Below are 12,565 nucleotides of genomic sequence, written 5' to 3' on the forward strand. Positions count from 1 at the left end.
GTATCCTCATTTCGCCGGTCAGGCCGGCCAATGCGTCAGGCGCGTTCGAACCCGCGGGCCAGTTCCCAGTCGGTAACGACGCGGTTCTGCTCTTCAAGCTCCCACGCGGCAGCGCGCAGGTAGTGATCGACCACCTCGTCGCCCAATTGTGTGCGCAACATCTGCGAGGCATTCAGCGCTTCGGCGGCAGCGCCAAGTGTCTTGGGTATCTCGCGTACGGCGGCTTGTGCAGCATAGGCATCGCCCGAGAAAGCAGGCTCGAGCGGCAGCTTCTTCTCGATCCCCGTCAGACCGGCGGCCAGCAGCACGGCGCAGGCAAGATAAGGATTCAGATCCGAGCCACCGATGCGGCATTCGACCCGCACACCCTTGGTGTTGTCGCCGCATACGCGGAAGCCCGCAGTACGGTTGTCGATGGACCAGATCGCCTTGGTGGGGGCGAACAGGCCGGTGACGAAACGCTTGTAGCTGTTGACATAGGGCGCAAGGAAATAGGTCAGCTCGCTCGCATGGGCCAATTGACCGGCCATGTAGTGCTGCATCAGTTCCGACATGCCGTGCTGGGCATCCGGATCGTGGAAAGCGTTCTTGCCATCACGGAACAGCGACTGGTGGACGTGGCTGGACGACCCGGCCTTGCCATGCGCGTATTTCGCGATGAAGGTCGCCGATTTGCCGTGCAGTTGCGAAATTTCTTTCGTGGCCGCCTTGATCAGCACATGCATATCCGCAGTGTCGAGCGCATCCGAATATTTGACGTTGATCTCGTGCTGACCGGCCTCGGCCTCGCCTTTCGAGTTCTCGACCGGAATACCGGCGCCGTAAAGACCGTTGCGCAGATCGCGCATCACCGGCTCGTCCGCAAAGGTTCCGGTCAAGCCGTAGTCCACGTTATGCCGCGCGGTCGGGACAAGATCACGATAGCCCGCATCGAACAGATCCTTATAACCCTGTTCGAACAGGAAGAACTCCAGCTCGGTCGCCATCATCGGAGTGAAGCCCATCGCCTCCGCCCGCGTGATCTGGCGGCGCAGGATCGAGCGCGGCGCATGGGGCACCAATTCATGGGTATTGTGGTCGTAAAGATCGGCAAAGCACAGCGCCGTGCCCGGAATCCACGGCAGCCGACGTAAGGTCGCCAGATCGGACTTCATCACATAGTCGCCATAGCCCGAGGCCCAACTGGTCGCGCGATAGCCCTGCACCGTCTCCATTTCCAGATCGGTCGCCAGCAGATAATTGCAGCAATGGGTCTCGTGCGGATTCTCGATAAAATGCGCGGCGTGGAAACGTTTGCCCTGCAAACGCCCCTGCATATCGACAAGAGCGACCATCACGGTGTCGATCTCGCCCGAGTGGACGGCGGCTTTCAAAGCGTCAAAATCTAGATTGGCGGGCATAAATCACCTTGTTCGTGCGGGCGCGCCGGTCGTGGCGCGCCCAGTTATCCGGATCAGGCTTCGCGATAGGGCGGGCCTGCTTTCGTCATTGCTTGATTATATTCTTTGATCTTGGCAACCACCTTTGCCTTGACCTCGGATTCCGCTGCGATTTCGTCCCAGAATTCCAGCGCCGCAGCCTCGACCGTGGCCCATTGATCGGCAGGAATGGTGGTCAGCTTCATCTTGTCGCCGGTGACACGCAACTTGGCCTCTCCGGCCCAGTACCAGTGCTGCCGGTAGTAATGCGACTGGTCGAAGACGGCCTTCATCAGTTCTTTCAGATGGTCAGGCACCTCGTCCCAGCGCTTCTGATTGGCGAAGAAATGGCCGATCCATGCACCCGAGATGCTGTTCGTCAGGAAGTTACCGGTCGCGTCGGCCCAGCCGACGGTGTAATCCTCGGTGATGCCGGACCATGCCACGCCGTCAAGCTCGCCGGTTTGCAGCGCAACCTCGATATCTTCCCAAGGCAGGGTGACAGGAACGACGCCGAATTTCGCAAGAAAGCGGCCTGCCGTCGGGAAGGTAAAGACGCGCTTGCCCTTCAGGTCCTCAAGGCTGTTGATCGGCTGTTTGGTCGCGAAGTTGCATGGGTCCCACGAGCCCGCCGAGATGTGCTGGATGCCCTGCTTGGCGTATTCTTCCTTCCAGATCTCATCTAGGCCGTAATGGTTGAACAGCGCCGGAACATCCAGCGAGTAGCGCAGAGCGAAGGGGAAATAGCCGCCAAAGACCGTGACTTCGGTCGGGCTGGCCATGCTGTCGTCGTCCGATTGCACGGCGTCGATCGTGCCGTTCTGCATGGCACGGAACAACTCGCCCGTGGGGACAAGCTGATCGGCATAGAACAGTTCGATCTCCATCTGGCCATTGGCGATCTTGTTGAAGGCGTCGATGGCGGGCTTGGCGACATGCTCGCCCAGTGTCGCGCCTGCATAGGTCTGCATCCGCCATTTCAGCGGCGCACCCTGCGCGATGGCGGGAGCGGCCAGCGCACTTGCGCCCGCAGCCAATGCGCCCGAGGTCAGAAAAGTCCGTCTGGTGGTCATTTGCATTCTCCCTGTTGGTTTTATTGTCCGTAGATCGAATGGGGCAGCCACATGGCGATGCCGGGGAAGGCGATCACCAGAGCAAGCGTCAGCACCATGATAAGCACGAATGGCAAGACCGAACGATAGATCACGCCCAGCGTGAAATCGCGCGGCGCCATCGCACGCATCAGGAACAAATTGTAGCCGAAGGGCGGCGTCAGATAGGCGATCTGGCAGGTGATCGTATAAAGAATCCCGTACCAGACCAGATCAAAGCCAAGCGTTCTTGCCATGGTCACATAGATCGGCGCGACAATGACCAGCATGGCAGTGTCATCCAGAAACATTCCCATCACAAGGAACGATGCCTGCATCAACAGCAGGACCTGAAGCGGTGTCAGGCCCATGTCCCGCAGGAACAGGTTCTCGATCGCGCGGCCCGCGCCCAAGCCATCGAAGACGGCTCCGAAGCTTAGCGCGGCCATGATGATCAGCATGAACATGCAGGTGATCGCCAATGTCTGGCGGGTCGCGACCTCGAAGACCTGACGGGTGAAACGCCCCTTGATCACAGCCGCCACGACAGCAGTCAGCGCGCCGATGACGCTGCTTTCGGTCAGCGAGGTCCAGCCCTTGATGAACGGGATCATCATCGCTGCGAAAATCACCAGCGGCAGCAACCCCGCCCGCAACAGATGGAACCGCTGGGACCATGTAATTGCGGCGCGCTCCTCGGGGGGCATCGGCGGGGCCAAGGACGGATTCAGGCTGGTGCGGATCAGGATGTAAACGATGAACAAAGCCGCCATCAGGAGCCCCGGCACGATCCCCGCCAGCCAGAGCTGGCTGACCGGCTGCCGCGCGATCAGCGAATACAGGACCAGCACGACCGAGGGCGGGATCAGGATGCCAAGGCTCGACCCCGCCTGAATGACGCCCGAGATCATCGGCTTGTCATAGCGGTGCTTGACCAGTTCAGGCAGTGCGATGGTCGCACCGATCGCCATGCCCGCCACCGACAGCCCGTTCATCGCCGAGATCATCACCATCAGCAGGATCGTCCCGATGGCCAGCCCCCCCGGAAGCGGGCCGAACCAGACATGGAACATCCGGTACAGATCCTCGGCCAGCCGCGATTCCGACATGACATAGCCCATGAAAACGAACATCGGCAGCGTCAGAAGCGCGTTCCACTTCATCACCTTCATGACGGCGGAAAAGCCCATATCCGTACCGCCCGGCCCCCAAAGCGCCAAGGCCGCGACCACCGCCACAAAGCCGATAGCGCCAAAGACCCGCTGGCCGGTGATCATCATCAGCAGCATGGTCGAGAACATTAGCAGCGCGATCCACTCGTAGCTCATCGGTCGACCTCGCCGGCAAAGGGTTTGGCGATCTCGACCCCGCGCAGAATGGCGATGTCACGGATCAGATGGGCGACCGCCTGCAGGATCATCAGCGCAAAACTGACGGTGATGATCAGCTTGATCGGCCATAGCGGCGGGCGCCACGCGCTTGGCGCGCGTTCGGATATCTGGAAGCTGTAGGCGGTGGAATCGACCGCGCCCCACAGCATCACTCCCAGATAGAACAGCAGACAGAATATCGTGAAGATGTCCCACATCGCCTGCCGCCGCATCGGCATCCGCGCGTAAAGCAGGTCCATCCGCACATTCGCGCCCAGTTGCATCGAATAGGGCGCACCCAGCAGGTAATAGGCTACCAGCGTGAACTGCGCCATTTCCAGCGTCCACAGCGAAGGAACCTTGAAAACCTTGGTCACCGAGGACCACAGCAAAATCGCCATGATCAAGAACAACAGATACATCGCGAAGCGGCCGATCCGGTAGTTCAGCCACTCGATGTTGCGGACATATGCAATCGCCCAACGCGGCATCATGCAACCTCATCTATCGCCGAGCGGATCACCGGCGCCAAACGGGCAACCATCGCGGTCTGAGCCTTTTCATCCGCGATCAGATCGTTGCGGATTTCCAGCATCGCATGGGGCAGCCCAAAAGGCGTGGCGTGGCGTGCCAATGTATGGGTCACGCCATCGGCGGCGCTGTAAGGCTCGTTCAGGCGGGTCAGAAGCCCAATGTCCCGCTGCGCGATAGCTTTCGCCAGCCGCGCATCGCTGTCATGGATCAATCCGAACTCGACCTCGCGCGGCTTGCCGAAATAGACCGGCGTGAAGCTGTGGACCGTGATCAGGGCGGTTGTCAGCCCCCGTGCCAAACGCCGCGCCAGTAGATCCGCCAGCGCCGCGTGAAACGGAATATAATGGGCCTGTGTCCGTGACCTCCGTTCGCTTCGCGAAAGCTGGAGGTTGAAAGGAATGGCATGGGCCTCGCTGCGTTCAGTCATTGCAGCGGGTGAATGGGGCGGCCGGTTCAGGTCAAAGATCAGCCGAGAGGCCTTGGCATGGACAAGCGGGGCGTGCAGCGCCCTGGCCAGACCCCGCGCCACTTCAAGCGCGCCGGGGTCCCATGCGATATGCGACACAAGTTGAGCATCGCTTAGTCCCGGTTTGTCCCAAGGCGGCGGAAAATGGTTCGAGGCGTGTTCGCACACGACCACCGCCGGACCAAGGCCCTCGGGATTATCGATTCCGAAAAACGACGCAAGATCAGACATTCGGCGCTCCTGTCACGACAGGCTGGCGCAGCGCCGATCCTTCTGTCAATATTTTTTCAGCGTGGGATTATTTTGTTATGATCGTTACGAACGCAATCCATCCATTTTGCCGGAGCGACAAGCATATGCGTCCAGATGCCGACCAACCCGGCACCATCGAGCAGCTGATTTCGACCAGTTTCGACATACTCACGCCGTCCGAGCGTCTGCTGGCAAGCCATGTGATGCGGCACTATCCCGTGGCCGGTCTGGCCTCGATGCCGCAGCTTGCAAAAGAGGCGGGCGTCTCGACTCCGACGGTGCTGCGCCTTGTGCAGAAGCTGGGTTTCCGCGGCTATCCCGAGTTCCAGACGAAGCTGCGCGCCGAGATCGAAGCGCGACTGGAATCCCCCTTGTCCAAACATGCACGCTGGACGGACGGGGTTCCGACCTCGCACATCCTGAACCGTTTTGCCGATGCGGTTCTGACGAACCTGACCGCAACGCTTGGCCGCATAGATCACGCCGAATTCGATGCTTGCGCCAATATGCTCGCCGATCCCGAGCGGCGCATTTTCGTCACCGGAGGCCGGATAACCCACGCCTTGGGGGATTATCTGGTGACGCAATTGAGCATCGTTCGGCCCGGCGTGATCGCATTGCCTGCCCTGTCCAATTCATGGCCACCCGCCCTGCTTGAGTTGCGCGAGGGCGATGTGCTGGTCGTTTTCGACATCCGGCGCTACGAAAGCGCCATCCTGCAACTTTGCGAAATGGCCGCCGAACAGGGAGCGCAGATCGTTCTGTTCACCGATCCATGGGTCAGCCCGATCTCGACCCATGCCCGCTTTCGCTTTTCGGCACAGATCGAGGTACCCTCGGCTTGGGACAGTTCGGTTGCGCTGCTGGTTCTGGTCGAAACGCTGCTGGCCGCAGTGCAGGAACACACTTGGCCGCAGACCCAGCAGCGGATGGAGAAACTCGAAGAATTATACGACCGCGCCAGTCTGTTCCGGCGCGGTCGGCAAGGGGACGGGCGCAGACCGGTTTCCGACTAAACGCCAAGATCCGCCTTTATGCACGACAGATCGACGACAAACCGTCGCCATATCGACCGTCAGGCCGATTAGCCCGCCTTCGCCTTGATCTTGCTCGCTCCCGGCAGTTCGATGTTGATCTCTAGGCTGGACAGCTCGTCACCGCGTTCGATCTTGACCTCGACCTGCTCGCCGTCGATCTCCATGTGACGACGGACCACCTCGAGGATGTCGCGCTGCAGAAGCGGCAGGAATTCGGGGCTGGCGCCGCCGGCGCGCTCATGCGCCAGCAGGATCTGCAGCCGCTCCTTGGCGGTCGCGGCGGGGCTGGGTTTGCGGGGGCGAAGGGAAAAGCCGAACATGCTCAGGCCGTCCGTTTCAGAAGCCGCTGGAAGAAGCCGCGCTTCTCGGCGCTGCCGATCCGCATCTCGATCTGCTCGCCGACCAGACGACCCACCGCGTCCTCATAGGCCTTGCCCGCCGCCGATTTCTCGTCCAGCGTCACCGGCATGCCCACGTTCGAGGCCCGCAGCACCGTCGGGCTTTCCGGAATGATGCCCAACAGCGGAATCGCAAGGATTTCCAGCACGTCCTCGACGCTCATCATCTCGCCATTGCTGGAGCGCTGCTGATCGAAGCGCGTCAGCAGAAGCTGCGCCTTGATCGCGCTGCCATCGCCCTTTTCCGCCAGCGCGGTCTTGCTGTTCAGCAGCCCCAGCACCCGGTCGCTGTCGCGCACCGAGGACACTTCGGGATTGGTCACCACGATGGCCTCGTCGGCGTAATACATCGCCAGATGCGCGCCGCGTTCGATCCCCGCAGGGCTGTCGCAGATGATATAGTCAAATTCCTGCCGCAGCTCGTCCAGCACCGCCTTGACGCCCTCCTGCGTCAGCGCGTCCTTGTCGCGGGTCTGCGAGGTCGGCAGCACGAACAGGTTTTCCAGCCGGCGGTCCTTGATCAGCGCCTGCTTCAGCTTGGCGTCGCCCTGGATCACATTGATGAAATCGAACACGACCCGACGCTCGCAGCCCATGATCATGTCCAGATTGCGCAGGCCGACATCGAAATCGACGACGACCGTCTTGTGCCCGCGCATCGCGAGCCCGGCACTGACCGCGGCCGAGGTCGTGGTCTTGCCCACGCCGCCCTTGCCCGAGGTGACTACGATGACCTTGCTCACGAGCGCTTCCTTTCGATCCTTGGGGTTATTTGAGCGGGGCGACGCATAGCTTCTCGCCCTCGAGATAGACCTGCACGAAGTCGCGCGGGATATCCGGACCCAGCGTCTCGCTGGTGCGGTAAAGTCCGGCAATCGCCAGCAGTTCGGCATCGAGCGCATGGCAGAAGATCCGCGCCGAGGTGTCGCCATTGACCCCCGCCAGCGCCCGCCCGCGCAACCGGCCATAGATATGGATATTGCCGGTGGCGATGACCTCGGCCCCCGAGCCGACCGGCCCGACGATCACCAGATCGCCGCGATCGGCAAAGACTGTCTGTCCCGAGCGCACCGGCTGGGTGATCAGCCGTGTCTGCGGCTCTTTGGCCACGGGTTCGGGCACGGGTTCCGGCGCTGCGGCCCTGCTCCGGCCTGGCCGCGCTGCGGGCTGGGCCGCGCGTTCCAGCGCGACATCGCGCCCTGCGGGCAGCACGATCAGCCCGGCCGCAACCGCCGCCTTGCCCTGATCGGCACGGGCGTTCTGCACGCCAAAGACCGACAGGCGCCGGTTCCGCAAGGCCGTGGTCAGACGCTCCATCTCGGCAGCGGAATCGAGGCCCGCAGCCTCGGCCAGATCGATCACCAGCGGGGCATTCTCGAAGAACAGCGGCGTCTGGCGCAACCGCGCATCCAACGACGCCAGAAACGCATCATCCACGCCTCCGGTCAGATGCAGCGCAACCGCCGTCAGCGACCGGCCGCGGAACTGCAATGGCCTGACACTCGCAACCGGCTCACCCGCGGTCGCATGGGATCCCTCTGCCTGCACGCCAACCTGCCTTTTATCCCGCCCACGATAATCCGCAAAACGGCTTTTGATATTATTCCTAATAGCACTTAATCCCCGCGTCCACTCTCATCCTGTAGTTGTTTTCGGTTTCGCCCCGAACAGGTCGAGCATGGCCGTTGCACGGCGCCGATGCATGGTTTCATGGGTGTATTCATGGGCAACGGTCAGGCCAGACAACCCTTTCTGCGGCAACTCATCGCAATGTTCCGCTCGTTCGATCAAAGCCTTGGCCAAGGCATCAGCCGAACCTCCACGAACCAGCCACCCCGACCGCCCATCCGCAAGCACCTCGCGGTTGCCAGGTGTATCGGTCGCAATTATCGGAACAGCTTGTGAAAGGGCATCATAGATGATCCGCGGCTGTTCATCCCCGGTCGTCGGCACAATGGCCGCGTGATAGCCCCCTAGAAGCTTGAGAAACTGCGGCCCATAGGGGACCGGCTGCAACAGTCTTAGCCTGACCGATCGCGTGTTGGCCGCGACATCGACGATCTGCGCTCCGAGAGGTCCATCGCCGATCACATCGATGGTCAAGGGAACGCCCTGAGCGTCAATGATCTTGACTGCCTCGATGAAAAGACCGACCCCCTTTTCCGCAGACAGGCGCGAGGCCATCAAAAATCGCGGGGCGGAGGGCTTGTTATTCCAAGCCAGACTTGCGGCCGCCCCGGAAAGCACATCGGTCGCTGCAATCCAGCTGGCGGGCAAGACCATGGCGGTACCGGACGGGCCAACCGGCAGACTCTCGCGATAAGCGGTGCTGGTGAAAACCGCGAAGCTTGCCTGACGCAAGCTCCACTTGGCGAACGCCTCGGTCAGTGCCGCCCTGACCTTGGCACGAAAGGTCGCGCTACTGCGATCCTGCACCCGCCAGAACGCGCTTTCCACGACCAGGATCAGCGGCTTACGCCGCAGGACGGCTATCGGATTGAACAGCATCCCCGGCGGAATGGGCCAACCCGCAATTCCGGAATGAACCAAGTCCGCCTGACCGACCATCGACCAGGCAGTCCGAATGTCGCTTGGCAGCTTTGCAAGGATGCCGGACCAACCGGAGTTCGCCTCACCAAACTCGTGAAAAGCGATCACCCGTCCGACAGGAGCACGAACGGGAACCCAATCTTTTGGTGGCTGTTCGGCAGATACGCGCGGAGCAATGACGCAGATATCCGAGATGTAATCGAAATGTGCGATCAGATCGCGCTGCCACAATGGATCCAACCAAACGACGCCGTCCGGATCCTGATAAAACGAAATCGGTGCAACCAACAAATAGGACTTCAACAGCATCGGAATGAGCCGGTCATCGTCCCTCGTCCCAGGCAAATCCATCACCAACCCTAACCATAACCACAGCAACCCAAAAAACGGGCCGCTTCCACATGGAACCATTTACATGGATCGAAGCTGCCCCAGAGAGTTTCCGCGATCCAGAAATTAGTTTGATGAAACGACGAAATTTGACCTAACACCAAAAATTTGCAGCGATTTTGCGTGTCCACATCACACAAGTGCCGGAATTAACCAATATCGGCGCAATGAAATCTGCCCCCAAAACCCAAGCGAGGAGGCAGCACGGTTCTTCGTTCCAGAATCGTCCAACGAGAGCAGAGGCGTTCCACCTATCGACCGTTACAAGAGCTCGGGAACCACATCGGTCGCAGTCTGGAAACGACACTGGAAAGCCGAAGATTGGACCGTCCGACACATATCAGTTTGACCGTCAGCGTTGGCGGTTACGGGATGTCTCGCAAAGTGCCATACGCTACACCGTGTCCGTCAGGCAGGCCGGACCCTCACAAAATTCGCGGCGCAAAAACCTTCGACAAGGTCGACAGACGCAAATTGACGCAAAATTCCCTTGTCTCCTTTTCGCGCGATCCATATACGGGGCGGCGGAGACGTGGCCGAGTGGTCGAAGGCACACCCCTGCTAAGGGTGCAGACGGGAAACCGTCTCGAGGGTTCGAATCCCTTCGTCTCCGCCACCAAACTCAAAATACCCCTTATTTTGCTGGCGTTTCTCGCTGGTCACCTTTCGTTCCCAACATAATTACCAACAACCTTAAACCGGTAGGATCAGACTCATCATCGCCCGAAGATGGCGCGTAGCGCAGTCCGAGAGCGTGTTGTGAGCCGCGGATCGGTTTGATCCGAGGCATCACGAATCTCATTCAACCATCCGCGCTCGTTCTCGGTTGTTGGGGTGCCGAACACCTGAAGGATAGCCGCAGCGTTCGTTTTGCCAATGGATTGCTCCAGCGCAAGTTGCATCAGCCGAGCTGGGTCCACTTCCATAGCCCGAGCAAGGGAAGGAACTCGGTCGAGGGGAATCTTGCTGGACCCGACTTTCATCAGGGAAAGCATGTTCGCGTTGGTGAAGCCCGCCTCATGCGCGATCTCACGTTGCGTCTTACGGTGAGCCAGAAGCTCAAGCTGGCGGCGAAGAAAAATCACGGCGGCGGTCTCGGCGTGGGGGTTTGCCATGGTTGGTCACCTTCTCAGTTGGTTACCAGACCACAGTAAGTAAGTTGGTCTGCGCGATCGCTCGGGACTGAGCGCTCCGCGGCAGGGAACTTTCAGAGAACAAATGCTCACCAAAATAAGAAAAAACCTAGCCAAGCTCCCACGTTACCGCTATCAGGCGCGGTGTTAAATAGTAACCGCGCATGTGCGCATAATAGGTAAAGAATGACCGTGACTACCCAAAGCCAAAACCTCTACCTCACGGTGGAGCAGGTCGCACGTCGGCTCAACGTCTCAACTGACAGCATCTACCGTTGGAAGCGAAACGGCGACTTCCCGACGGCGGTCAAGATCGGGCCAGGCTGCACTCGCTGGCGCCTGTCGGATATCGAGGCGCACGAAAACACATTCGAAGCCTGCTTCTCGTTCGATGCCGGAATGGCACTCTGGGACTGACACCCACTTTTAAGCTTCGTGGTGTAAGCCCCAATGACCCATTTTCCAGATAGTGCCGGTCTGATCCGGCTGCCCTTTATAGATCACCGCGATCACGCGACGGTCGCGTTCATGGAGGCGATGAGCGGAATACGCCTTGTGCGCGACACGCCGCCAGATACGCCGACCCCGCCCCCCAAACCGCCTGACATTGCAGTTGCGACGGCGTGCAATTTTGTCTCGGCACCTACTTCCCCAAACGAGCATTTCAGCCAGCAATGCTTGGTAAATGGCCTGCGTGGGACGAAGGCACCTCAGTGTGCAGATCCCACTCTATTATCCACTACCCCAAGCCTCTCACCCATAGCCTCCACACAAGTGAGTAACAGGGCATCAGTGATCGTGGCGGGCGTCGGCAGCGCGGTTGCGATGGGTGCCAGGGGGCATGGCGCGCCTCCTGCGAACAGCCCCACTCCTCCAGTTCGCCAAGCGCGACGCGTCATCGCCAGCCTTGATCGCCTTCTCCAAAAGCAGTGGCGCGGCCTCAATAAGAAGCGATTGACCGAGGCCGAAAAGGGCGCGGTCTCTGTGGTGCACGCAGCTAGCGTCGGCGGGCATGCCTTATCCCTCAACTTCGGTATTCGCCGCGAGAGTGCGTTACTCAGGTGCAAAGATCCGCGCCGGAGTTTGCAGAAGCACCTGAACAAACACCTCAATGACGCGGGCTTTCATGATCTGCCGATCACCTTTTGTTTTGATGTGGCACCCGCGGACGCCAATGGACGCTCTCGGGCTCACCTACATGGCGTTGTGGCTTTGGGAATGACCGACACCGACCTCAAGCGATTGGGGGATGTGCTCACCAAGGCAGCATCCCCGGCAATAGGTGCAATTGGTGGCGAACGTCAGTTCCATTGGAAACCTATACATGATGCGGAGGGCTGGATTGACTACATGGTTCGGGCCGAGCGGCGCACAAAGAACGAGCTCAAGATCGCGAATATTTGGCTTCTGTCGCGTGCGATAAAGCAAGCGACCCGAGAGACGTTCGAGCGACTGCGCGCAGAACGAGCAGCACAGACTGGGGGAGCCCAAGCGCTGTATCAGTGGTTCTGGGAGTGGGAAGGCTGGTCCGGCGGGACCGACAGTCAGGTGCTATGCTACGTTCAGGATGCCCTCAGCCTGTCGCAGGCGAGTTGAGAGGCATTACCTAAGCCGTGCTGCCCGGACGAGGCGCAGGCAGCAATAGACGCCAACCGCCTCAGGACTGGTTCTCAGGTTATAGCCCGCGCAACCGAGGACGCGCGGGCAAAAAGCCATTGCCCGGTAACGATGCGGACGAAGCGGACGCCCTGATCAGGCAGCTATGCGGACAATGCAGCCATTCGATACACACGCGATCAGCTTGTTCGCTCTGTTTCACGCCGGCGCGCGACGTGACAGCGAACCGGGCGCTCAAACAAATGTCGAGCGCCCGAGGCAGTCTTACTTCTTCAGATCCACGACCACTTCTTCAAGCTCGCCCTGGAA

At 60.1% G+C, this 12,565-nt stretch carries 13 protein-coding genes and 1 tRNA gene; 4 read left to right on the top strand and 10 right to left on the bottom strand.

The window, feature by feature from the left end:
- Positions 1-35 precede the first annotated feature (35 nt).
- From GL286_RS05385 to GL286_RS05405, 5 genes are read right to left on the bottom strand one after another with little or no spacing between them, the layout of a single operon-like run.
- Positions 36-1,400 carry a glutamine synthetase family protein gene (locus GL286_RS05385; RefSeq protein ID WP_155094460.1) on the bottom strand — a complete coding sequence of 455 codons (1,365 nt, stop codon included), beginning with the start codon at positions 1,398-1,400 and terminating at the stop codon, positions 36-38.
- 53 nt (positions 1,401-1,453) lie between these two features.
- Positions 1,454-2,491, bottom strand: coding sequence for a TRAP transporter substrate-binding protein (locus tag GL286_RS05390; protein WP_155094461.1), 1,038 nt, complete (start codon positions 2,489-2,491; stop codon positions 1,454-1,456).
- A gap of 20 nt (positions 2,492-2,511) precedes the next feature.
- Positions 2,512-3,837 (bottom strand): TRAP transporter large permease, encoded by a 1,326-nt coding sequence (locus GL286_RS05395; protein ID WP_155094462.1) that lies wholly within the window; start codon positions 3,835-3,837, stop codon positions 2,512-2,514.
- Positions 3,834-4,370: a TRAP transporter small permease subunit gene (locus GL286_RS05400; protein ID WP_155094558.1), complete on the bottom strand. Its 537-nt coding sequence runs from the start codon at positions 4,368-4,370 to the stop codon at positions 3,834-3,836. Before GL286_RS05400 ends, GL286_RS05395 begins: the two co-directional genes overlap by 4 nt.
- A complete protein-coding gene (locus GL286_RS05405) occupies positions 4,370-5,110 on the bottom strand; it encodes an N-formylglutamate amidohydrolase (protein ID WP_155094463.1) in 741 nt (246 codons plus the stop codon). Before GL286_RS05405 ends, GL286_RS05400 begins: the two co-directional genes overlap by 1 nt.
- 125 nt (positions 5,111-5,235) lie before the next feature.
- Here GL286_RS05405 and GL286_RS05410 point away from each other — a divergent pair, with 125 nt between their 5' ends.
- On the top strand, positions 5,236-6,147 hold the full coding sequence (locus GL286_RS05410; protein WP_155094464.1) for a MurR/RpiR family transcriptional regulator: 912 nt from the start codon (positions 5,236-5,238) through the stop codon (positions 6,145-6,147).
- A gap of 68 nt (positions 6,148-6,215) precedes the next feature.
- On the opposite strand, the gene minE is transcribed toward GL286_RS05410, so the two are convergent.
- The 4 genes from minE to GL286_RS05430 form a co-directional block, all read right to left on the bottom strand.
- Positions 6,216-6,488 (bottom strand): cell division topological specificity factor MinE, encoded by a 273-nt coding sequence (gene minE / locus GL286_RS05415; protein WP_155094465.1) that lies wholly within the window; start codon positions 6,486-6,488, stop codon positions 6,216-6,218.
- Between the two features lie 2 nt (positions 6,489-6,490).
- Positions 6,491-7,309: a septum site-determining protein MinD gene (gene minD, locus GL286_RS05420; RefSeq protein WP_170295026.1), complete on the bottom strand. Its 819-nt coding sequence runs from the start codon at positions 7,307-7,309 to the stop codon at positions 6,491-6,493.
- A 25-nt stretch (positions 7,310-7,334) separates the two neighbouring features.
- Complete coding sequence (minC, locus tag GL286_RS05425) at positions 7,335-8,114, bottom strand: septum site-determining protein MinC (RefSeq protein ID WP_170295044.1); 780 nt, start codon at positions 8,112-8,114, stop codon at positions 7,335-7,337.
- 87 nt (positions 8,115-8,201) lie between these two features.
- Entirely contained in the window at positions 8,202-9,356 is a 1,155-nt protein-coding gene (locus GL286_RS05430) for a glycosyltransferase (protein WP_170295045.1), read from the bottom strand.
- A gap of 676 nt (positions 9,357-10,032) precedes the next feature.
- Between GL286_RS05430 and GL286_RS05435 the strand changes: the two genes are divergently transcribed.
- Positions 10,033-10,122 (top strand) — tRNA-Ser (locus tag GL286_RS05435).
- Positions 10,123-10,222: 100 nt separating this feature from the next.
- Here the strand turns inward: GL286_RS05435 and GL286_RS05440 are convergent.
- Positions 10,223-10,621: a helix-turn-helix domain-containing protein gene (locus tag GL286_RS05440; protein ID WP_155094468.1), complete on the bottom strand. Its 399-nt coding sequence runs from the start codon at positions 10,619-10,621 to the stop codon at positions 10,223-10,225.
- Between the two features lie 204 nt (positions 10,622-10,825).
- Between GL286_RS05440 and GL286_RS05445 the strand changes: the two genes are divergently transcribed.
- Positions 10,826-11,056, top strand: coding sequence for a helix-turn-helix transcriptional regulator (locus GL286_RS05445; protein ID WP_155094469.1), 231 nt, complete (start codon positions 10,826-10,828; stop codon positions 11,054-11,056).
- A 537-nt stretch (positions 11,057-11,593) separates the two neighbouring features.
- Positions 11,594-12,235, top strand: a complete 642-nt coding sequence (locus GL286_RS05450) for a hypothetical protein (protein ID WP_155094470.1) — start codon at positions 11,594-11,596, stop codon at positions 12,233-12,235.
- The last annotated feature ends 330 nt before the right edge of the window (positions 12,236-12,565 follow it).

Source organism: Paracoccus aestuariivivens (assembly GCF_009711225.1).
Classification (GTDB): domain Bacteria; phylum Pseudomonadota; class Alphaproteobacteria; order Rhodobacterales; family Rhodobacteraceae; genus Paracoccus; species Paracoccus aestuariivivens.

Excerpts from the sequence above, each read along its gene's own strand:
- minE (WP_155094465.1), bottom strand. The coding sequence starts at position 6,488 with ATGTTCGGCTTTTCCCTTCGCCCCCGCAAACCCAGCCCCGCCGCGACC.
- GL286_RS05445 (WP_155094469.1), top strand. The coding sequence starts at position 10,826 with ATGACCGTGACTACCCAAAGCCAAAACCTCTACCTCACGGTGGAGCAG.
- GL286_RS05385 (WP_155094460.1), bottom strand. The coding sequence starts at position 1,400 with ATGCCCGCCAATCTAGATTTTGACGCTTTGAAAGCCGCCGTCCACTCG.
- GL286_RS05410 (WP_155094464.1), top strand. The coding sequence starts at position 5,236 with ATGCGTCCAGATGCCGACCAACCCGGCACCATCGAGCAGCTGATTTCG.
- GL286_RS05400 (WP_155094558.1), bottom strand. The coding sequence starts at position 4,370 with ATGCCGCGTTGGGCGATTGCATATGTCCGCAACATCGAGTGGCTGAAC.
- GL286_RS05440 (WP_155094468.1), bottom strand. The coding sequence starts at position 10,621 with ATGGCAAACCCCCACGCCGAGACCGCCGCCGTGATTTTTCTTCGCCGC.
- GL286_RS05405 (WP_155094463.1), bottom strand. The coding sequence starts at position 5,110 with ATGTCTGATCTTGCGTCGTTTTTCGGAATCGATAATCCCGAGGGCCTT.
- GL286_RS05390 (WP_155094461.1), bottom strand. The coding sequence starts at position 2,491 with ATGACCACCAGACGGACTTTTCTGACCTCGGGCGCATTGGCTGCGGGC.
- GL286_RS05395 (WP_155094462.1), bottom strand. The coding sequence starts at position 3,837 with ATGAGCTACGAGTGGATCGCGCTGCTAATGTTCTCGACCATGCTGCTG.